The following is a 20,375-nucleotide window of genomic DNA, read 5'->3' as shown; positions in this document are numbered from 1 at the left end:
TAGCTACCTTTGGGGACCCATTGTCTACTCCTTGGACGCGGATCATGAGGATTCGCAAGGAAAACAATGGGATACCTTAAGGGATCTCAAGGTTTCTAAAGTGTCTCTCTGTAATCTATACCAAATAAATGGTACCGATGGTCGGACTTAGAGACTGCCCAAGTACACCACCTTTCCTTGCAAAACATATACTTACATACCTTAGGTTCACCCTCAAGAGACCTTTTTGTGTCTACGGTTTTGTCTACGGATAAGTCCCTTTACCCGTAGGACGCTCTAACTCTCTTTCTGAGCTAAATTCACCGAAAATCTTTAAGACACTCATCAATTGAATCGGATAATGAGTAACCCCCCTTCACCCTATCAAAAATCGCAAGCACTAATTAGCAAGTAGATTGAAATTCAGATTCTTAAGTTCCCCTAACGATAGAAAGTTAGCTCGTAAGTGTTCTCTATATGGAACACTTAAATCATTGCAACCCGCATGAAACCTGACTTTCTAGTTTCTTTCAATTAGATACTAAAGGGGATAAAAAATTGACTTGTAGACTAGATGCTTCCGTTTTTGAAGTTGCAGAACCAACATTTCCATATGAAGAACGATCTTGGGGAAGATATAACCATTCTATGCAGCGTAAGATCGTTGAATGTCTCAAGCAGGAAGGAGAGCCAGATATCGCATCACAAGTTTGTCTAGATAATGAAGCAAATGAACAACTAGTAACCTACTCAATTAATACTGGTTTGGTTCTAGATGTTAGACCATGCAATTTAAAGGACGAAGTAGTCAACTTTAGACAGTCCCATCCAATATGGTCTCTTTCTCAGGAAGACCATGTCAGGCTCTATTTTAAAACCTATCAACATATGGAGTTAACTGTCGATCGCATGTCCTATGCTTTGACTGAGAACCTTAGCAAAGCTGCGCGCAAATACCTTACTTATCTACAAGATAATGTATTAGGAAGAAATTACTGTTTGGTAAACATTAGTGACCTGACGGCATACGTTGGAGACGCCTATAGAAAAGCTAAGCTTGAGTTGACCAGATTCAATTTCTTGCGCAACGTTAAAACACGGCTTCCTAAGCAATTGAGCCTAGTGCAAGTAAATCCATTGCTAATGTATCGTGGCATGCCTTTAAGTCAGAAAAGCAGCCCTGTTGATGATTGGTACAAATCTATAAAGCCCAGGGTGAAGGGGGGTTACTCATTATCCGATTCAATTGATGAGTGTCTTAAAGATTTTCGGTGAATTTAGCTCAGAAAGAGAGTTAGAGCGTCCTACGGGTAAAGGGACTTATCCGTAGACAAAACCGTAGACACAAAAAGGTCTCTTGAGGGTGAACCTAAGGTATGTAAGTATATGTTTTGCAAGGAAAGGTGGTGTACTTGGGCAGTCTCTAAGTCCGACCATCGGTACCATTCAATGAGTACAAAGAGAGCAACTAGAGAAAACACGATCTTGAGTCGTGTTTTTTTATGCCTAAAATTACTAAGCAGACCTTCACAGTTAACAAATACTTTATCTAACCTCTAAATATAGAATCACTCAGTGACAGAGTGATGACATATGATCCTTCCCTAGGTATTCTTATTCGATTGTTAACCAGACAGTCAGACAGTGACTGTTTTTTCAGCCACCAAGAGAAAGCGATTCAATGGCAGATGCGCTCTTAAAGATCAATGGCCTGACGAAGGCATACCCGGGTGTTGTCGCCAATAACAATGTCTCTTTCGAATTCAAAAAGGGCGAAGTTCATGCCCTTTTAGGTGAGAACGGTGCCGGTAAAAGCACACTGGTTAAGATGATTTACGGTCTGGTTAAACCTGATTCAGGCCAAATGACACTCAACAACTCCGACTACTCGCCAGTGTCGCCCAACGCGGCTCGTTCATCCGGTGTTGCGATGGTGTTTCAGCACTTCTCCCTTTTCGATGCATTAACCGTTGCTGAAAACATTGCACTGGGTATGGATGACGCACCCAAGCCACGTGAGCTATCCAAGAGTATTGAACTTGTCTCACATGCCTATGGATTACCGTTGGAGCCAAACCGTATTGTAGGGACCCTGTCCGCCGGCGAACGTCAACGGGTTGAGATCATTCGCTGTCTATTACAAAACCCTGAGCTTTTGATTATGGATGAACCTACTTCGGTTCTGACTCCCCAAGAGGTTGAGATCCTATTCAAAACTTTGCGTCAGCTAAAAGAGGAAGGCACCTCCATTCTTTACATTTCACACAAGCTTGAAGAGATTCGTGCTCTGTGTGATGAAGCGACCGTACTTCGCCATGGTGAAAAGGTCGCAACCTGTGTGCCGTCAAAAACCACGGCACGCGAGATGGCGGAGATGATGGTAGGTGCCAGCTTTGCAAACCCGGTTAAATCCAGCCGCAATATTGGTGAAACCATACTCTCTGTAAAAGCGCTCTCTTCAACCTCACAAGATCAATTTGGCACCTCACTTAAATCGATCAGCATTGACCTTAAAGCCGGTGAGATACTGGGTATTGGCGGGGTTGCAGGTAATGGTCAGGATGAACTCCTTTCAGCACTCTCTGGCGAACTTAAAACGAATGCCAACGCCATTCAGTTTAATGGCGAGCCCATTGGTGAGCTAGGTCCCATCAAACGCCGTCAACTGGGTCTTCTAAGTGCACCAGAAGAGCGATTAGGTCACGCAGCGGCTCCTTCCATGTCACTGAAAGAGAATACTGTGATTACCGCAGCTCGCCGTATGGGTCTGCTAAAAAATGGGTTTGTGAACTGGTCTAGTGCCACAGAGTATGCCGAAGAGGTTATTGAAGACTTTGACGTGCGTACCCCAGGCACTCACACCCCAGCCGGCTCTTTATCAGGCGGTAACTTACAAAAATTTGTCGTGGGCCGTGAGGTTCTGCAAAAGCCTGAAGTGCTCGTTATTAACCAACCTACCTGGGGAGTCGATGCGGCTGCAGCGGCTTCTATACGGCAAAAACTATTGGACCTTGCCGATAATGGTGCGGGTGTCATAGTAATCAGCCAAGATTTGGATGAACTGTTAGAGATCAGTGATCACTTCTGTGCGCTTAATGAGGGCTCACTCTCTGAAATCGTTCCCACTGCAGGGTTAGGTATGGATCAAATAGGTTTGATGATGGGCGGATCGACTGCCTCTGTTGAGGAGAGTGCACAGTGATACGTTTTGAAAAACGGTTAGCGCCGTCACGAACAACCACCATCCTGACTCCAATTATCGCAGTCATCCTTACCATGATTGCCGGCGGCATTATGTTTGCAGCCTTGGGTAAAGATCCGTTTGAAGCCATACGCATCATCTTTTGGGATCCACTCTTTGATGAGAACTTCGCCTCCTACTCACGACCACAACTACTGGTTAAAGCAGGCCCACTGATTCTGATTGCTATTGGTCTGTCGGTCGGATTTAAAGCGGGCATCTGGAATATTGGCGCTGAGGGTCAGTACATTATGGGGGCTATCTTTGGTGCCGCTGCTGCACTGGCCGTCTACCCTGCTGAATCACCGTTTATTTTCCCCACCATGATCATTGCTGGCGCTTTCGGCGGATGGCTCTGGGCTATGATCCCTGCAGTTCTTAGAACCAAGTTTAAAACGAATGAGATTCTCGTCTCGTTAATGCTGGTCTACGTAGCTGAATCGATTCTAGCTTCCGTAGCGCAAGGGCTTTTAAAGAACCCTGACGGATATGGATTCCCGGGTTCACGCAACCTGCAACAGTACCCAAGTGCGTTCAATGGTGAAGTGATTGCCAATTCCGGCATGCACTGGGGCGTCATCACTGCATTTATTGCGGTGATCTTTACCTACGTCATGATGACTCGTCACATTCGCGGATTTGAAGTTCGTCTAATGGGTGAAGCACCTAAAGCAGCCCAATTTGCCGGTGTCTCTACGACACGTCTAATTGTCTTCTGTCTTGGTTTCTCTGGAGCCTTGGCGGGTCTAGCAGGAATGTTTGAAGTGGCAGGCCCAGCAGGCCAAATCACCATCGACTTCAACTCTGGATACGGCTTTACAGCCATCATCGTTGCCTTCTTAGGACGACTTCACCCAGTGGGTATTCTGTTAGCTGGTCTATTAATGGCACTGACTTACATCGGCGGTGAATTAGCACAGTTGATGTTGGGACTTCCCGGCGCCTCCATCCAGCTATTCCAAGGTATGTTGCTTCTATTCTTGCTGGCGACGGATATGTTTACCAACTACCGAATTCGATTGGGAGCGGCTCAATAATGGATCTTTCAGGAATCAGCCCCGTCCTTTTGATCGCCTCTTTAATGGTATCAGCCACCCCTATCTTGCTGGCTGCCATTGGTGAGACCGTCGTAGAAAAGTCCGGCGTGCTTAACCTAGGTGTTGAAGGCATGATGATTGTCGGTGCGGTGGTCGGTTTTATAACGGCCGTTAATACGACTAGTCCTGCACTGGGGTTTGTAACGGCGGCTATTGCCGGTGCGTTGCTATCGACTATCTTCGCAACCTTGGTGCTCTTCTTTAAATCGAACCAAGTGGCGACTGGCTTGGGGTTAACCTTAGTCGGCTTAGGTATCTCTGCGCTGTTGGGTAAACCTTATGAAGGGATCAAGTCACCTACCCTTCAAGCCTTCGAGATACCCGTTCTATCAGACATCCCTGTATTGGGGCCTATGCTGTTCTCGCACGATCCAATGGTCTATATCTCTATTCTGATCGTGGCAGCCGTTTGGTTTGTTCTTAAGTACACGCGCATCGGTTTGGTACTTCGCGCAGTAGGTGAAAATCACGATGCTGCTCACGCCCTGGGCTATAAGGTTATCCGCATCCGTTTCATGGCGATCATGTTCGGTGGTGCTTGTGCTGGCTTGGGCGGTGCATACATCAGTCTGGTTCGTGTCCCACAGTGGACCGAGGGTATGACAGCGGGTGCGGGTTGGATCGCACTGGCAATTGTTGTATTCGCCAGCTGGAAGCCTTGGCGAGCACTATTGGGCGCTTATCTATTTGGTGGCATCACCGTGCTGCAGCTTAATCTGCAAGCAGCTGGTGTCGCAATTCCAGTTGAGTACTTGTCTATGTCACCGTTTTTGATAACAATTCTCGTACTGGTCATTATTTCGGCAAAAGGGAATCACGGGGCACCCGCCTCCCTTGGCCGCCTGTTCCACGCCTCAAACTGAGGTTAAAAAACTCACTAGGGAGACCCTATGAAACTTAAATCAATCCTTACTACTGCGGCTGCGGCGATCACGCTTAGCTCTGCAGCAATCGCAGCCGACGTTAAAGTTGGTTTCGTCTACGTTGGCCCTGTGGGTGACGGTGGTTGGACTTACGAGCACAACCAAGGCCGCCTAGCGGTTGAGAAGCACTTCGGTGATCGCGTTGAAACGATCTACCAAGAGAGCGTTCCAGAAGGTGCTGACTCTGAGCGTGTTATGACTCAGATGGCTCTTCAAGGCGCTGATCTGATCTTCACAACCTCTTTCGGTTACATGGATCCAACCATCAACGTTGCTAAGAAGTTCCCTAAAGTGAAGTTCGAGCACGCGACTGGCTACAAGCAAGCAGACAACGTATCTGTCTACTCTGCTCGTTTCTATGAAGGCCGTGCAGTTCAGGGTCACATCGCGGGTAAAATGACTAAAACCAACAAAGTTGGTTACATCGGTTCATTCCCAATCCCAGAAGTTATCCGTGGCATTAACTCGGCTTACATCCACGCTAAGAAAGCGAATCCAAATGTCGAGTTCAACGTTGTTTGGGCTTACACTTGGTTCGATCCAGCTAAAGAAGCAGATGCAGCTAAAGCTCTAATCGAGCAAGGCGCTGACGTTATCCTTCAGCACACTGACTCAACTGCACCACAGGCTGCTGCACAGGAAGCGGGCAACGTAATCACTTTCGGTCAGGCATCTGACATGGCTGAATACGGTCCAATGCCACGCGTTTCATCGATCATCGATAACTGGGCACCATACTACATCGCACGTACTCAAGCAGTTCTAGACGGTACTTGGGAATCAGTAAACACTTGGGACGGTATCGGCGCTGGCATGGTTGGCATCGGCGAGATCTCGTCTGCAGTACCTGCAGACGTGAAAGCTGAAGCAATCGCACTACGTGATGCACTAGCTTCTGGCGAATACCACGCATTCACTGGCCCAATCAACAAGCAAGACGGTTCTGCTTGGTTGGCTGAAGGCGAAACAGCGGATGATGGTACTCTTGCAGGCATGAACTTCTACGTAGAAGGCCTAAAAGGTTCTATCCCACAATAAGCTGAAATTGCTTTGAAAGAGCCCTGGTAACTGAGTTGCCGGGGCTTTTTTATGGGCAACTATTTGAAGTTGTCTGGGCATCAATTTGAGTGGAAAGTGTGTTTAAATAAGACTTAGTTCAAACAATGTGATGATTATGGAATTAGATCTAACACCATTTAACAACGCTCTTAAGAAGCTAATAGAAGGATTGGAGCGTTATCAGCTTGATACCTCAGACGATCAAGTCCGTGACGGTTTAATTCAACGCTTTGAATTCACGTACGAACTCGCACATAAGATGATTCGCCGGTACCTTGTTGAGAGTTCCGCCAACAGTGACAGTATTAATGAACTCAGTTTTCAGGGTTTAATTCGCACGGCTTCTGATAAGAAATTAATTAAAGGCAACTGGTCAGATTGGAGCACTTATCGAGAGATGAGGGGTAAAACTAGCCATACTTATGACGAAAGCGTTGCCATCCAAGTAGTGGAAGGAATTCCAGCATTTATTGATGAAGCTGTTCACCTGCAAAAGATATTAACGAACAAATGCCAGAACTCAATCTAGATCATTTACGGATCAGTGAGCACGAATTAGAAACGGTAAGAGGCATCCTTGAATCGGAAGTCTCTGGCATTTCAGTCATAGCATTTGGCTCCAGAGTAACTGGAAAATCTCGACCCTACTCAGATCTAGATTTAGCTATTATGACTGAGACCCCTCTTGGCTTGAGCAAAATTGCTTCGATCAAAGACGCATTTGATCGGTGTGACCTAGTTTGGCCGGTAGACGTTGTAGACTGGTCTACAACCTCTGAACGATTTAGAAAAATCATAAAAGATTCATACGTTCGAGTTCAGTGAAGTTCAAACAAAAAAGGCCACCTTACGGTAGCCATTTTTATTTGGTGGAGCCTAGGAGGATCGAACTCCTGACCTCTTCGCTGCCAGCGAAGCGCTCTCCCAGCTGAGCTAAGGCCCCATCAGAGCAAGCAGGATATTAATCAAACCGAACAGCCCTTGCAACTGCTAATCTCTCAAGAGTGCGAGAGAGATAATAATTTTCATTCTGAAATAAATTCACAATATGAAATATTCACTATTTGAAAAACTTACTGCATCATGAAAAATACACTAACTAGATGACAATATTATTGAGAAGCCCAAAATGAGTGATAATTCCGGATCTAAAATACAGGTAATCGATCGTGCTGTTCAAATCTTAGAAGCACTGGCTCGCTACTCAAAACCGGTTAAATTAAAGATCCTTAGCGCCGAAACGGGACTTCACCCATCGACTGTTCACCGTATTTTGCACTCTCTTAGCGACAACAAATTCGTTGAAGCCAGTGGTAATGGTGAATATCGCCTTGGCCAAAAACTGATCCAGCTGACTAGCGGCTTGCACTCAGAAGTCGATATTAGAGCCGTTGCCCTACCCCACATGGAAGCACTGCGTGATCGTACCGGCGAAACGGTGAACCTGACATTGCGCGAAGGCGATGTCGTTATCTATTTTGAGAAAGCGACACCTAATCGTATGATGCACGTTAACCAACTGATCGGCAGCCGTGCACCACTGCATGTCACAGCAGTCGGAAAGCTGATGCTAGGCTTGGGAGGCGACTCCAGTATCGATGGTTATGCAAAACGAACTAACCTACCTGCATACACTCGCAACACACTTAGCGACATAGACGCCCTTAAAAGAGTTTGTCACGAATCGGTTGAACGAGGCTATTCACTGGACGATGAAGAGGCCGAAATTGGTGTGGGCTGTATTGGCGTGCTGATTTACGATCGCAACGGTAAGGTGGCTGCAGGACTTTCTGTTTCAGCGCCTATCGAACGACGCAAAGAGGAGTGGATCGCTGACCTAAAGGCAACGGGAGAGCGAATTTCTGAGCAGTTGGGGTTTAGATCTTAGTTGAGCACCAGACAGGCATTTAAACCTGTCTGGTTTTCTCATTAAACGATCGAGCGAAACTCTTTCTCCCAAGCCTTCGTCTGCTTCTTGGACGGGCCACCGACGATGTCCAACGCATGACGCAAGCGAGCACGGCTCATATCCGGACCCAGAATCGACATTGAATCTACGACAGAGACAGACTGTGACGTACCTGCAATCGCGACAAACAGCGGGAATAGGAAGTCACGGATCTTGAACTCCATCGCATCACTCAAGCCTTTTAGGCTATTAAAGAGTGAGTCACGATCCCATTCGCGCTGCTGATCAAGATGCCATACTGCAAATTGCAGAATACGACGAACATCTTCCTCTTGAAGCGACTTATGAGCAAAGCTCTCTAAGGTGATTGGCATCATGCCCGACAGGAAGAAACTCGCTAAAGGTGCCACATCAGAGAACTTCTCAACACGTGGTTGGATCAGTGGAATAATCTGCATCAGATACTCTGGATTAAGTGCCCACTTCTGGAACTCAGCGGCAAATGCAGCAGGATCCAACTCTTCACGAATCCATAGGCCGTTCAACCAACTCAGCTTCTCCTGATCGAAAACAGGACCACCGAGTGATACACGCTGGATATCGAAGTTTTCGAACATCTGATCACGAGTGAACTTCTCAGACTCGTCTGGCATCGACCAACCCATACGGCCAAGGTAGTTCAACAATGCTTCTGGTAGGTAACCCATGCGTTTGTAGAACAGGATCGAAGTTGGGTTCTTGCGCTTGGAGAGCTTTGACTTATCAGGGTTACGCAACAACGGCATGTGGCAAAGCTGAGGCATATCCCAGCCAAAGTACTGGTATAGCAACTTGTGCTTAGGCGCCGAGTTAATCCACTCCTCACCACGAATCACGTGCGTGATCTCCATTAAGTGATCATCAACTACGTTCGCTAAATGATAGGTTGGCATGCCATCAGATTTCAGAAGAATCTGCGCGTCTACTAAAGCCCAGTCAAGCTCAATGGTACCGCGAAGCATGTCATCAACTTCACACACACCGTCAACAGGCACCTTCATACGAACAACGAATGGCGCACCCGCAGCCTGACGTTTCTCAACCTCATCAGCAGGTAGAGCCAAATCACACTCTTTAAGCGCACGATTTATGCCCTGCTCTTTTAGAGATGCACGTAGCTGATCAAGCTCCTCTCCGGTACGGTAACAGATGAAGGCATTACCCTCTTCAACAAGACGCATCGCAAAGTCTTTGTAGGCATCTTTTCGCTCAGACTGACGGTAAGGACCGTGCGGACCACCCACATCTGGACCCTCATCCCATTCCAAACCTAACCAGCGCATAGAGTCGAGGATTGCCTGCTCAGACTCAGGCGTTGAACGAGTCTGATCGGTATCTTCGATTCGCAGAATAAATTGGCCGCCATGCTGGCGAGCAAAGGCAAGGTTAAACAGTGCGATGTAGGCAGTACCTACGTGTGGATCGCCTGTTGGAGATGGAGCAACACGTGTACGAACGGTCATAAACTTAATAGATCCGAAAATTAATAATGGCGTGAATTATAAAGAACTGTTGTCTGATCTTAAACCGACATTTCAGCTCTTCGCGGCCTCTTCAAACTGCGCGATGGCTGCTTCCGTCATCTCATCACTCAATAGATCATTCAGCAAGGCACCCGGAATCGTAAAGCAACGATGACCGAGCGTGACCAAATGCTCGAACTGATCGATCGAGCGCAGGCTTGCGACTAGGATCTTTGTGTTCTGACAGGCAGCGCGCAAGCCTGTAAAAATAGCGTCCACATCACGATTGGATTCCGCCAATCGGGCGTAATAGGGAGCAGCATAGGCAGCGCCTAGGCGCTCTGCTGCAGCTCCTAAATGGACTGAGTAGACACCCGTAATGGTCGTACGCTCAGGCACGGCCAATTGGGTTGCCAGAACAAAGCCTCTTTCATTGGCTGGGATTTTAACGAGGGTGTTATCACTGATCGATAGAATCTGTTCTGCCATCGCTTCCCAATCGTCACCGAAAACCTGAAGTTGCAGGTGATCAAAGCCTAGATCCATCGCTTGATCAAGCAGCGCTTTATAAGTGTCGATTGAGCAGTGCAGACCGGCTCTTTGAATCAGAAGTGGATTGGTCGTGACGGCCGAGAATAGACCCGTTGGTGATACTCTCTTCCAATCTTTTACGTCAGCACTATCAAGCAACCATTCCATGAGGTTAAAATCCACTTATAAAACTAAAGTTTGACATTATAGAGCGTTATAACGCTCTACTTAAGGAGTTTTGATGTTTTTGTGTTGCGGCGATGCCTTGTATGACGTTTTCCCTGGCGATTCTGCCTCTACTGGTCAGGTGACATTAAATGCGACGGTGGGTGGATCCCCCCTGAATGTCGCTATCGGCCTAGCACGCATGGGCAACCCTACCGGTTATTTAACCGCAAACTCCAACGATCCATTGGGTCAAAAATTGGCGGGGCACCTTGCTGCTAACGGCGTAGAGACTAAGTTCTTAGCCAGTAGCGATCTCAACACGTCACTGGCGATGATCGCTCTCAACGAAAATGGCCACCCTGCCTACTCTTTTTACATCGATGGTTGTGCAGATGTCTCTTTAACTCAAGAACAGTGCCCAGATCCCTCTCAGTTTACAGCCATCTCGTTAGGCTCCTACAGCACGGTTGTTGAACCGGGTGCAAGCACACTGGAGTGGTTTGCCAGTGAGGCACGAAACGCGGGTGCGTTGATTGCCTATGACCCCAATGTACGCCCAAGCATTCAACCAGACCCCGCTGTATGGCAGGCCAAGGTTGATCGTTTAGGCAAAATCGCTCACGTAATGAAGATGTCCGATGAGGATATCGAGTTCCTGTTACCTGGCAGTTCAATCGAAGATTACGCCAAAGCTTGTTTAGCACTTGGCCCACGCTGGGTGTTTGTTACTCAGGGTGGTGACGGAGCGCATGCTTTTGGAGCCAAAGGAGAGTACTTCCACTCACCGGCACCAAAGATTACCGTTAAAGATACCGTTGGGGCAGGTGATACCTTCCAGGCTGGATTAATTCACGAAATATTCCAACAAGGTGGCCCTGATAATCTGGATAACCTTGATGCGGCAAAACTGATAAAATTTGCAGCCCATGCTGCGGCAGTAACCTGTGAGCGAAATGGTGGTGATTTGCCAATGCTTGCCGATATTTCAGCGCGTTTTGGTGATTTGAGTTAACCGATGTTGGAGCGGTCTTGAAAAGGCCGCGATTCTTGCAAGTCTGATCGCCTCATCTTCGATAAGGCTCCAACAGATACAGTGTAATTAGAGAGTAGGGTCAGACCGAAGGTCAGACCTTGGTGTGTTTAATGACTACAACAAGCTTCTCCCGCAAATTTTCAGTCGCTCCCATGATGGATTGGACGACGCGTGATTGTCGTTTCTTTCATCGCCTGATGTCTCGCCATACTTTGCTGTATACCGAAATGGTGACGACGGGTGCACTGATTCATAACGACCCTGCTCGCTGGTTGGACTATAACGCCGAGGAACACCCGCTTGCTCTGCAGCTTGGAGGTAGTAATCCTGAGGATCTCGCTAAGTGCACAAAGTTTGCCGAAGAGTGGGGTTACGATGAGGTGAACCTTAATGTGGGCTGCCCGTCGGATCGTGTCCAGAACAATATGATCGGTGCCTGCTTAATGGCACACCCTCAATTAGTTAAAGAGTGTTTGGGCGAGATGCAGGCAGCGGTATCAATCCCAGTGACCGTTAAACACCGTTTAGGCATAGATGATCTCGACAGCTACGAGCTGCTAGAGCAGTTTGTTGAGACGGTTGCTGAATGCGGTATCAACAGCTTCACCATCCACGCTCGTAAAGCCATTCTGGATGGCTTAAGCCCTAAACAGAACCGCGAAGTACCACCGCTTATCTACGACAATGTCTATAAGATCAAACAGCGGTTTCCAGAGTTAGAGGTTGTGATCAACGGTGGCATCAAAACACTGGATGAGTGCGAAGAGCACCTGCAGCATGTTGATGGGGTGATGATTGGGCGTGAAGCTTACCAAAACCCCTACCCGCTTCTGAGCCAAGTAGACACTAGACTCTTTGGTGAAACTGGCACACCGCCTGCAAGAATCGAAGTGGCAGAACAGTTCATCCCTTACATTGAACGCGCCATGGCCAATGGCTATTCACTCTATGGTGTGGTGAAACATTTGCTAGGCCTTTTCCATGGCGAGCGCGGTGGTAAACAATTTAGACGCCATCTCAGTGAAAACGGACATAAACGCGAAGCGGGTGTTGAAACCTTCCGCGAAGCTCTTAAATTTGTAACAGAGTAACGATACTCTAAGTCGATTAGCTACAAGGACGAGATAGATGAATCAACTAGACCAACTTAAATCCATGACCACCGTCGTTGCCGACACTGGTGACATTGATGCTATTCGACAGTTCACGCCACAGGATGCGACCACCAACCCCTCACTGCTTCTAAAAGCGAGTGAAGATCCTAAGTACGCTCACCTGCTAGAACAGTCGATCAACTGGGCTAAAGTACAGGGCGGAAGTGACAGTGAGCAGCTGGCTAACATGACCGACCACCTTGCGGTTTTGATAGGCAGTGAGATCACTAAAATTGTACCGGGCTATATCTCTACAGAGGTTGATGCACGCTTCTCGTTCGATACTCAAGCGACACTTAAAAAGGCCTACCGTCTGATTGAGCTTTATGAAGCGCAGGGCATTAGCAAAGACCGTGTGCTAATTAAGATTGCTTCAACTTGGGAAGGCATCCAAGCCGCTCGTGAACTCGAGAAGAACGGCATCCGTTGTAACCTGACGCTGTTATTCGGATTTGCTCAGGCACAGGCTTGTGCCGATGCTGGTGCTTACCTGATTTCACCTTTTGTCGGTCGTATTTTGGACTGGTACAAAAAGCAGACTCCTGACGCTGATTTCACTGGTGATAATGACCCTGGCGTGCAGTCAGTGACGCGTATCTACAACTACTACAAAGCGAATGGCTACGACACCGTTGTCATGGGCGCCAGCTTCCGTAATACCGGCGAGATCATCTCTTTAGCGGGTTGTGATCGTCTCACCATTGGTCCAAGCCTACTTGAAGAGCTAGCTGCTGCGACAGGTTCTATCGAACAGCGTCTCGTTGCAGCGAATGCTAGCAGCCAGGATGCCAAAGTGGGCCCAACCGAATCAGCGTTCCGTTGGGGCATGAACGAAGACGCTATGGCGACTGAAAAGCTGTCAGAGGGTATTCGTAACTTCGCGATCGATCAGGTTAAGTTAGAGAAGCTGTTAGCTTCAAAGGCCTAACTGTTGGAGCGGTCTTAAAAAGGCCGCGATTCATTCCAAATCCAATCGCCTCATCTTCGATAAGGCTCCAACAACCTGTTGAAGCGGTCTTTCAAAGGCCGCGATGATATTTTAGGCTACTCTGAAATTGGCTTCATCAACCTCTCTGAGCGCCAAACTCTGACGACTGTAATCCAATTTTCTGTGATTCGATAAACGACTCGATATGGAGGACGGATGAGCTCCCTCAGTGTATCGACTTGGAACTCAGGAACAACTCGCCCCATTTTAGGGTTTTCTAACACCAACTCCATTGCGTGAATAAGATCACCCACTATCTCTTCGCCTCTCACCTCTAAACCTTCAGATTTGAAGTGTTCCAATATCTCTTTTAGATCCGTTCGAGCTGAGTGAGTGAATTTGATCTGCACGATTTAGATCCCGAGATCCGCTTTAAGCTCATCGAGGGTTAGAGTTTTCTCCTGCTTTTCTTCCAACAAACCTTTAGCGACGGCTTTAACAAACTCTAACTGATCACTCTGCTCTTCAAACTCAGCTAAGCTTTGAATAACAGCAACACCACGACCGCGACTGGTTAACAGAACAGGACGTTTGGCTGTTTGTGTATGTGTGACCACTTTTCCTGGATTAACCTTTAAATCCTTCAGCGGGACGATATCTTCTGAGAAACGCATTAAGAAACCTTTTAGCTGGACCTGTTAATAGAACCTTTATACTAGACATTAGTTTTTGATTCTGCAATTCGTTAGAGGAAGCTCGCTAAAGCTGGGATCACTCTAGATCTAATCGCTGCATCTGCGATAAAGCTACAACCACCTGTTGGAGCGGTCTTATAAAGGCCGCGATTTATTTTATTAGATTTTCTATCGCCTCATCTTCGATAAGGCTCCAACGTAGTCGTAGATAGACTCAAAAGTTGGGGGCGATTAAACTGAGTGCATGAAATTAAATGCAGATTTAGGCGAACGCGTTAACGGTAAGTTGCTTGGCATGGATGCTGAGCTTATGCCGCTGCTTGATCAAGCCAATATCGCTTGCGGCGTTCATGCTGGGGATCTGAAGACCATGCGCGATACCCTGCGACTGGCAAAAGAGTACGGCGTCGAAGTAGGCGCACACCCCTCCTACCCGGACCCTGAAAACTTTGGCCGCACCTCTATGACTCTGCCCAGGGAAGCGTTGATTGAGGTGATCACCCATCAACTAGACACCCTCTGTCAGATAGCTGAAGAGGAGCAATACCCGATTCAGTACGTGAAGCCACACGGTGCGCTCTATAACGATATGATGGCGGATAGTGAGCTGTTTGATACTGTTTTGGATGCTATCAATCACTGTTCTAAGTCACTCAAGCTGATGCTATTAGCCAACGATAAGCATCCTGAATTTACCGCCTTAGCAGATCGTAAAAAGGTTGGACTGATCTTTGAAGCCTTTGCCGATCGCGCTTACACCGACCAAGGGCAATTAGTTTCTAGAGATCAAGCCCATGCGGTCCATGCAGCGTCTGATGCGATTAACCAAGTGCGTCGATTAATTGATGAAGGGGTTATCCTGTCAGAAAACAGCACCCCTTTGATCTTTCCGGTCGAATCAATTTGTGTGCATGGTGATAATCCAGAGGCGCTCAAGGTTGTGCAACAGATTCGAGCGCTCATCTAATGGCACAGTGGCGATTCGAGACCGCCTCAGAGTGCGCCATCATGATCTACTTTGATGGTGAGCTGAGTGTTTCATTGAATGAGTCTGTTGGGCAGCTCAACTCACTACTTAAAGAGCGACTAGCGCCTGTTCTCATCGATTTGGTTCCATCCTATAGCTCTATTTTGCTGAGCTATGATGTCTGTAAAATAAGTGAGTCCGAGCTCAAACAGGCTCTAATCCTTCTGCAACAGGAGCCTTTAGAAGCCGGTCAATCGATTCACTCATCATTGGTCCACCTGCCGGTCTGGTACTCTGAAGAGGTCGGTCAGGATTTAGAGCGTGTGGCACAACAGTCCCGCCTGGAAGTTGATCAGGTGATTAAGATCCACAGCGGCAATGACTACCGAGCCTTTGCACTGGGGTTTGCTCCTGGATTTGCTTATCTAGGCGAAGTAGACCAACGCATCGCAACTCCAAGACTGGAAACGCCAAGAGTCTCTGTACCTGCGGGGTCTGTTGCTATCGCCGATCAACAGACGGCTGTCTACCCAGCAGCTTCTCCGGGTGGTTGGAACATCATTGGTCAATGTCCGGTTGAGCTGTTCAACCCAACTCAAGCACCCTACTCTCTGATTCAGCCTGCCGATCGGGTTCGATTTGTCTCCGTCAATCAGGAGGCATTTGGGCGGATCAAACAGTGCCCAGAACGCTGGTCTCTGTCGGAGGGCAGCTGTGTCTAGCTGGACGATCACTAAGGTACTCGGTCAGGTTACCATTCAAGATAACGGACGAACCGGATTTGCTCATTTAGGGATAACCGAATCAGGCGCGGCCGATAAGTGGGCGATGCGCTGCGCCAATGCTTTGGTGGGTAATGCGGAATCTGAACCTCTGTTAGAGATCACGCTGGGTGGTTTTGCGTTTACCAGTGGTTGTGACGTCAGCCTGGCAGTCACCGGCGCAAAAGCACCCCTCTTTCTTAACGACATTCCAGTAGACCAGTATCAGACCATTGAACTGCACAAAGGTGATCGGTTTGAAATCAAACCCGCGTCACAAGGTGCTCGCCTCTATTTAGCGGCATCGGGTGGGTTTGATACAGAGAGACTCTTTGGCAGTGCCTCGACCTGCATCCGAGAGGGCTTAAGCAGTGCGTTATCGGTCGGTGATAATCTAACGCTATTAATTCCAACCATCACTGATTCGGTGGCTCTTTCAGTCGATCAAATTCCACAGTTTAAACGCTCAATTCGATTGGGCTTAGTGAAAGGGTTACAGAGCCACCTTTATGACTGGCAGGCTTTTGATCGTTTTTTCCAAACGCGTTTTGAAGTCTCTCCACTGACGGATCGAATGGGTTGTCGATTGATAGCCGACACCCCTATCAAGCCACCTATCGGTGGTGTTCGATCAGAGGGTATCAATCTAGGCGCCGTTCAAATACCGGCCGATGGCCACCCCATCATTATGCTCAATGATCACCAAACGATCGGGGGATATATGAAGATCGGCTCGATCTGCCGAGCCGATCTAGCACTTCTAGCCCAAGCCACACCTGGGACCGAGGTTTTCTTCTACCCGATCTCTGTCGAGCATGCACAGCATCGCCTTAGACATCAGCTAAAACGCGTTCCTAAACTGGTTTAATTGTTGGAGCCTTATCGTAGATGAGGCAATTGCACTTAAACCGAAAACTTCGCGGCCTATTCTAGACCGCTCCAACAAGAAAACGGCTCGAGCTGTTGGAGCCTTATCGCAGATGAGGCGATTGGACTTAAACCTAGTGCTTCGCGGCCTTTGCAAGACCGCTCCAACGAGAAAGGCTAAGTGCTCCAACGAGGCGATTCATCTTCAAACCCACTTAGCATCCCAATGGCTATACTCTCGAACCGTTTTCACCAACCCTGCTCTGACAGGGTTGTAGATTATATATCTAGCAATATCTTCGATAATTTCTTCACTGCGAATGGCATGATCATAGAAACCTTGCTGCCAAATATTTCCGTGGCTGAAACGAAGATAATGCTTGCGTGATACGGATGTTTTAACTGATTGCATCAGTTTTCCCAAATCAATAGCGTCATGCCCCATCTGTAGTAACCAATGTATGTGATCTGGCATCACGACGTAGGCTAACGTGGATATTGGTTGGCTATTGATAGCATAGACCGCTGATCGGGCTAACCGAAAATCGTTAAACACTGGACGTCGGTCTTTTGTTGTCGCGATTAGATGGTAGATCTGATTAGGGATTGAGGTTCGCCCTTTGCGAAGGGCTTTGGTACCCGGTTTCATACATTCATCCTTGACTGCTATGAAACGTTTAGCTTAGATGAAATTTCTGGGTTTGCTTGATTATTTTTATCGCGGCCTATTCTAGACCGCTCCAACTAGGGAACGGGAGGAAACGTTGGAGCCTTATCGTAGATGAGGCGATAGGGACTTTAACCGAGAACTTCGCGGCCTATTCTAGACCGCTCCAACTTGGGAACGGGAGGAAACGTTGGAGCCTTATCGTAGATGAGGCGATTGGAACTTTAACCGAGAACTTCGCGGCCTATTCTAGACCGCTCCAACTAGGGAACGGATCGAACTGTTGGAGCCTTATCGTAGATGAGGCGATGGGACTTAAATCGAGAGCTTCGCGGCCTTTGCAAGACTGCTATAACTGGGGAGCGGGTTTAACTGTTGGAGCCTTATCGCAGATGAGGCGATTGAGCTTGAATCTGGATTTTTCGCGGCCTTTGTAAGACCGCTCCTACGGTGGAGCAGGCGTTATTTTTGGCACTCTAGGACTTCGACTAGGCCTTTGAATTCGTCTCGGTTTTTGTCGTTTAGGTCGATGAGAATGCGGTGGGCTTCGATGATTTTAGCGCGCACGGCTTCGTCGGACTCTTGAACGAAAGGCACTTCGGTCAGGTCTTTCTTACTGGTGGGTAGCTCTTCTAAAAGCAAGAAGATGTGATCGAATCCCATGGCATATAGGATTTTGGTGATATCTGGGTTGGTTGAAACGATGGTTGGACGGGGCATATCACATTTGGCGCTTTTAACGGCCAGCTTTGCGATCAGTCCAAGAGAGGTGCTGTCGATATTGGTGGTCTCGGTCAGATCGATCAATGTATGAGTGACATCATCTCGACTGAGCATTGAGCGCAGGTGTTGATCTATTGTTGAGCAGAGCGTCAGACGCACATCACCAATAAATTTAACCACATAGTGGCCATCTTGAAAGGCGAACAACAAGCCGCCATCTGTCGTTAACATCGACGTGAAACCATCATTATTGCAACATCATCAGGCAACTCCGCCTCTTCATCTACGACCCGTTTTAACAAAGTCTCTGGAGAGGGCTGTTCAGCCTGACACAACCGGAGCAGATTCTGCTCTTTCTCTTCGAGTTTGTCACCCTTTATGATCTCTAAAATACCGTCCGAAAAGAGGTAGATTGAGAAGTCAGAAGCCAATTCGCAGCTGTGCTCTTCATAGAGCGGCTCTTCAAACAGCCCCACTGGCATTCCCCGCCCTTCTAAGTAGTGCGCTTTATCGCCCTGCACTAACACCATAGAGGGGTGATGCCCACCTATACTATAGGTCAGTTTTGAGGCTTTGGTATCAACCACACCAATCAACATCGTCATGTGCTTACCAAAACTGGTCAGTAGAATCTCTTTATTGAAGTGCTCTAACAGCTGTTGTGGATTCTCCAACCGATCACTTTCGCCTTTAAAGTAGGCTCGTTGTAGGCGATTGGTCATGTTTTTTAGTAGTACTGTCACCAGTGCGGACGAGGCTCCGTGTCCTGACACATCAGCCAAATAGAATAGATACTGATCGTTTTTCAGCGGAATCAGATCGATAAAGTCACCGCTCAACAGAAGTGAGGGTCGCAACAGATATTCGCAGCTAAGCGATTCATCAAGCGATTGATGAGTAGGCGGCAGCAGTCGCTGCTGAATTTGCGCAGCCGCATCCTGATCGGCTTTTAGCTCTTCTAAACTCTGGCTCAGTGAATCTCTTAAGTAGCGCGCCGATTCAATCGCGATGGCACGGTCTAGTTGGCGATCTAATGAGCGCACCAGACTTAACGGGTCATTGCGCACTTCATCAAGACTGAACACACCATCGGCCCCATTACGAAGGGCTCGCACGAGCGTGTTTTGTTCAAGCTGAGAGATAAATGCGATGGTCGGTTTTGGACTGACTCGTTGCGCTAATTCACTGAGTTGCTGAGTTTCAGGAAAGGAGTGGAAATCGAAAAAGAGAAGCGAGGTAGAGTGGTGTTCTAGATAATCTTCGACGGCATCGAGTGTCGCGCAGGTGGCCAATCTAAGACCATCCACCTGGCTCAATTCACAAAGATCAAAAATAGCATCTATGGTCTCGGTATCCGAGGAGTAGATTAAAATTCGAGTCTCTTGTGAATCCATCGCAGGTTTCGTCAAACAAGTAGCAACATATTAAGTACCGAGACTACTCCTGCGAAGGTGTGAAGTAAACTGCTGTTAGAAGTCGTCTGCGTTGTACTCTACACGACCATCATTGACTTCGAATTCACGCTTCTGCAGGTAGGCATCTCGAATGAACGTGTAACGATCACCCGTAACAACCCCTTCACGATCAAGCAACGACGCACGCTTATCAACCACTTTCAGCGCTTTTAAGCCGTAGCGTAGCTCATCAGACTCAACCTGGTTCAGTGGGTCTAGGTACATATCGGGAATAATACCTACCCCATCACGAACAGTGGAAGGTCCAAACAGAGGCAGAACAAGGTAAGGGCCTGATTCGACACCCCATGCACCTAAGGTTTGTCCAAAGTCTTCATCGTTTTTAGGAATATCCATGGCTGATGCCACATCAAACAGACCACCAATACCGATGGTGGTGTTGATGAGAACGCGCGATAGATCCTGGGTTGCTTCAACGGGTTTAAGCTGAAGAACGTTATTAAAGAAGGTGACCACATCACGCAGATTATCAAAGAAGTTACTGACGCCCTGCTCGGCCACATCTGGCATGATAAAACGGTAACCTTGAGCAACCGGCTTAAGAATGGCGCGATCTAGGGATTCATTAAAGTTGAAGACACCACGGTTAAAGCCTTCCCAAGGGTCATTTAACTCCGAATCTTGAGCCACTGCTGTGACCGAATTGAGTGACAGACTCAGTACAAAAAGAGCCAACAACTTATTTAAAACGTTCAT

Annotated in this window: 22 protein-coding genes and 1 tRNA gene; 14 read left to right on the top strand and 9 right to left on the bottom strand. The window is 47.7% G+C overall.

The features are described from left to right. Window positions 1-627 precede the first annotated feature (627 nt). From XMA127_RS03480 to XMA127_RS03450, 7 genes are all read left to right on the top strand, one after another. Complete coding sequence (locus XMA127_RS03480; protein WP_173483624.1) at window positions 628-1,254, top strand: hypothetical protein; 627 nt, start codon at window positions 628-630, stop codon at window positions 1,252-1,254. Between the two features lie 406 nt (window positions 1,255-1,660). Next, window positions 1,661-3,181: an ABC transporter ATP-binding protein gene (locus XMA127_RS03475; protein ID WP_173495231.1), complete on the top strand. Its 1,521-nt coding sequence runs from the start codon at window positions 1,661-1,663 to the stop codon at window positions 3,179-3,181. After that, entirely contained in the window at window positions 3,178-4,257 is a 1,080-nt protein-coding gene (locus XMA127_RS03470; RefSeq protein WP_173480619.1) for an ABC transporter permease, read from the top strand. Before XMA127_RS03475 ends, XMA127_RS03470 begins: the two co-directional genes overlap by 4 nt. Next, a complete protein-coding gene (locus tag XMA127_RS03465; protein ID WP_173483627.1) occupies window positions 4,257-5,180 on the top strand; it encodes an ABC transporter permease in 924 nt (307 codons plus the stop codon). Before XMA127_RS03470 ends, XMA127_RS03465 begins: the two co-directional genes overlap by 1 nt. A 27-nt stretch (window positions 5,181-5,207) precedes the next feature. Continuing rightward, window positions 5,208-6,278: a BMP family ABC transporter substrate-binding protein gene (locus tag XMA127_RS03460; RefSeq protein WP_173480617.1), complete on the top strand. Its 1,071-nt coding sequence runs from the start codon at window positions 5,208-5,210 to the stop codon at window positions 6,276-6,278. A 136-nt stretch (window positions 6,279-6,414) separates the two neighbouring features. Then, on the top strand, window positions 6,415-6,828 hold the full coding sequence (locus tag XMA127_RS03455; protein WP_217361984.1) for a nucleotidyltransferase substrate binding protein: 414 nt from the start codon (window positions 6,415-6,417) through the stop codon (window positions 6,826-6,828). Further along, complete coding sequence (locus tag XMA127_RS03450; protein ID WP_173480616.1) at window positions 6,810-7,124, top strand: nucleotidyltransferase family protein; 315 nt, start codon at window positions 6,810-6,812, stop codon at window positions 7,122-7,124. The genes XMA127_RS03455 and XMA127_RS03450 overlap by 19 nt, the downstream gene beginning before the upstream one ends. A 42-nt stretch (window positions 7,125-7,166) precedes the next feature. Here XMA127_RS03450 and XMA127_RS03445 read toward each other — a convergent pair. Beyond that, window positions 7,167-7,242, bottom strand: a tRNA-Ala gene (locus XMA127_RS03445). Window positions 7,243-7,428: 186 nt separating this feature from the next. On the opposite strand from XMA127_RS03445, the gene XMA127_RS03440 reads away from it, so the two are divergent. Continuing rightward, window positions 7,429-8,187, top strand: coding sequence for an IclR family transcriptional regulator (locus XMA127_RS03440; protein ID WP_173480615.1), 759 nt, complete (start codon window positions 7,429-7,431; stop codon window positions 8,185-8,187). A 41-nt stretch (window positions 8,188-8,228) separates the two neighbouring features. Here the strand turns inward: XMA127_RS03440 and gltX are convergent, their stop codons facing one another. Together gltX and XMA127_RS03430 are read right to left on the bottom strand one after the other, a co-directional pair. Further along, window positions 8,229-9,710, bottom strand: a complete 1,482-nt coding sequence (gltX, locus tag XMA127_RS03435) for a glutamate--tRNA ligase (protein ID WP_173480614.1) — start codon at window positions 9,708-9,710, stop codon at window positions 8,229-8,231. Between the two features lie 72 nt (window positions 9,711-9,782). Beyond that, window positions 9,783-10,409: a transaldolase family protein gene (locus XMA127_RS03430; protein WP_173480613.1), complete on the bottom strand. Its 627-nt coding sequence runs from the start codon at window positions 10,407-10,409 to the stop codon at window positions 9,783-9,785. Window positions 10,410-10,482: 73 nt separating this feature from the next. On the opposite strand from XMA127_RS03430, the gene XMA127_RS03425 reads away from it, so the two are divergent. The 3 genes from XMA127_RS03425 to tal all read left to right on the top strand — a co-directional run bounded on the left by XMA127_RS03425 (window position 10,483) and on the right by tal (window position 13,524). Beyond that, on the top strand, window positions 10,483-11,421 hold the full coding sequence (locus XMA127_RS03425; protein ID WP_173480612.1) for a carbohydrate kinase: 939 nt from the start codon (window positions 10,483-10,485) through the stop codon (window positions 11,419-11,421). Window positions 11,422-11,552: 131 nt separating this feature from the next. Beyond that, the gene (dusA, locus tag XMA127_RS03420) at window positions 11,553-12,533 is read left to right on the top strand and encodes a tRNA dihydrouridine(20/20a) synthase DusA (protein ID WP_173498912.1); all 981 of its coding nucleotides are present in this window, start codon (window positions 11,553-11,555) and stop codon (window positions 12,531-12,533) included. A 37-nt stretch (window positions 12,534-12,570) separates the two neighbouring features. Then, the gene (gene tal / locus XMA127_RS03415; protein ID WP_173480610.1) at window positions 12,571-13,524 is read left to right on the top strand and encodes a transaldolase; all 954 of its coding nucleotides are present in this window, start codon (window positions 12,571-12,573) and stop codon (window positions 13,522-13,524) included. A gap of 116 nt (window positions 13,525-13,640) precedes the next feature. Here tal and XMA127_RS03410 read toward each other — a convergent pair whose 3' ends face one another. Both XMA127_RS03410 and XMA127_RS03405 read right to left on the bottom strand, forming a co-directional pair. Continuing rightward, the gene (locus XMA127_RS03410; protein ID WP_173480609.1) at window positions 13,641-13,934 is read right to left on the bottom strand and encodes a type II toxin-antitoxin system RelE/ParE family toxin; all 294 of its coding nucleotides are present in this window, start codon (window positions 13,932-13,934) and stop codon (window positions 13,641-13,643) included. A gap of 3 nt (window positions 13,935-13,937) precedes the next feature. Then, window positions 13,938-14,198 (bottom strand): type II toxin-antitoxin system Phd/YefM family antitoxin, encoded by a 261-nt coding sequence (locus XMA127_RS03405; RefSeq protein ID WP_173480608.1) that lies wholly within the window; start codon window positions 14,196-14,198, stop codon window positions 13,938-13,940. Window positions 14,199-14,463: 265 nt separating this feature from the next. Between XMA127_RS03405 and XMA127_RS03400 the strand changes: the two genes are divergently transcribed. From XMA127_RS03400 to XMA127_RS03390, 3 genes are read left to right on the top strand one after another with little or no spacing between them, the layout of a single operon-like run. After that, window positions 14,464-15,186 carry a 5-oxoprolinase subunit PxpA gene (locus tag XMA127_RS03400; protein ID WP_173498911.1) on the top strand — a complete coding sequence of 241 codons (723 nt, stop codon included), beginning with the start codon at window positions 14,464-14,466 and terminating at the stop codon, window positions 15,184-15,186. After that, a complete protein-coding gene (gene pxpB / locus XMA127_RS03395; RefSeq protein WP_173498910.1) occupies window positions 15,186-15,908 on the top strand; it encodes a 5-oxoprolinase subunit PxpB in 723 nt (240 codons plus the stop codon). Before XMA127_RS03400 ends, pxpB begins: the two co-directional genes overlap by 1 nt. After that, complete coding sequence (locus tag XMA127_RS03390; RefSeq protein WP_173498909.1) at window positions 15,901-16,815, top strand: biotin-dependent carboxyltransferase family protein; 915 nt, start codon at window positions 15,901-15,903, stop codon at window positions 16,813-16,815. Before pxpB ends, XMA127_RS03390 begins: the two co-directional genes overlap by 8 nt. A 204-nt stretch (window positions 16,816-17,019) precedes the next feature. Here the strand turns inward: XMA127_RS03390 and XMA127_RS03385 are convergent, their stop codons facing one another. From XMA127_RS03385 to XMA127_RS03370, 4 genes are all read right to left on the bottom strand, one after another. Beyond that, window positions 17,020-17,463, bottom strand: coding sequence for a transposase (locus XMA127_RS03385; RefSeq protein ID WP_173480604.1), 444 nt, complete (start codon window positions 17,461-17,463; stop codon window positions 17,020-17,022). Between the two features lie 480 nt (window positions 17,464-17,943). Continuing rightward, the gene (locus XMA127_RS03380; protein ID WP_173480603.1) at window positions 17,944-18,435 is read right to left on the bottom strand and encodes an STAS domain-containing protein; all 492 of its coding nucleotides are present in this window, start codon (window positions 18,433-18,435) and stop codon (window positions 17,944-17,946) included. Further along, a complete protein-coding gene (locus XMA127_RS03375; RefSeq protein ID WP_173484658.1) occupies window positions 18,429-19,598 on the bottom strand; it encodes a PP2C family protein-serine/threonine phosphatase in 1,170 nt (389 codons plus the stop codon). The genes XMA127_RS03380 and XMA127_RS03375 overlap by 7 nt, the downstream gene beginning before the upstream one ends. Window positions 19,599-19,673: 75 nt before the next feature. Then, entirely contained in the window at window positions 19,674-20,375 is a 702-nt protein-coding gene (locus tag XMA127_RS03370; RefSeq protein WP_173480601.1) for a VacJ family lipoprotein, read from the bottom strand.

The organism is Marinobacterium sp. xm-a-127 (genome assembly GCF_013283425.1).
Taxonomy (GTDB): Bacteria; Pseudomonadota; Gammaproteobacteria; order Pseudomonadales; family Balneatricaceae; genus Marinobacterium_E.
Note: the sequence above shows the minus strand (reverse complement) of the source record. Positions and strands in the feature narration are given on the sequence as shown.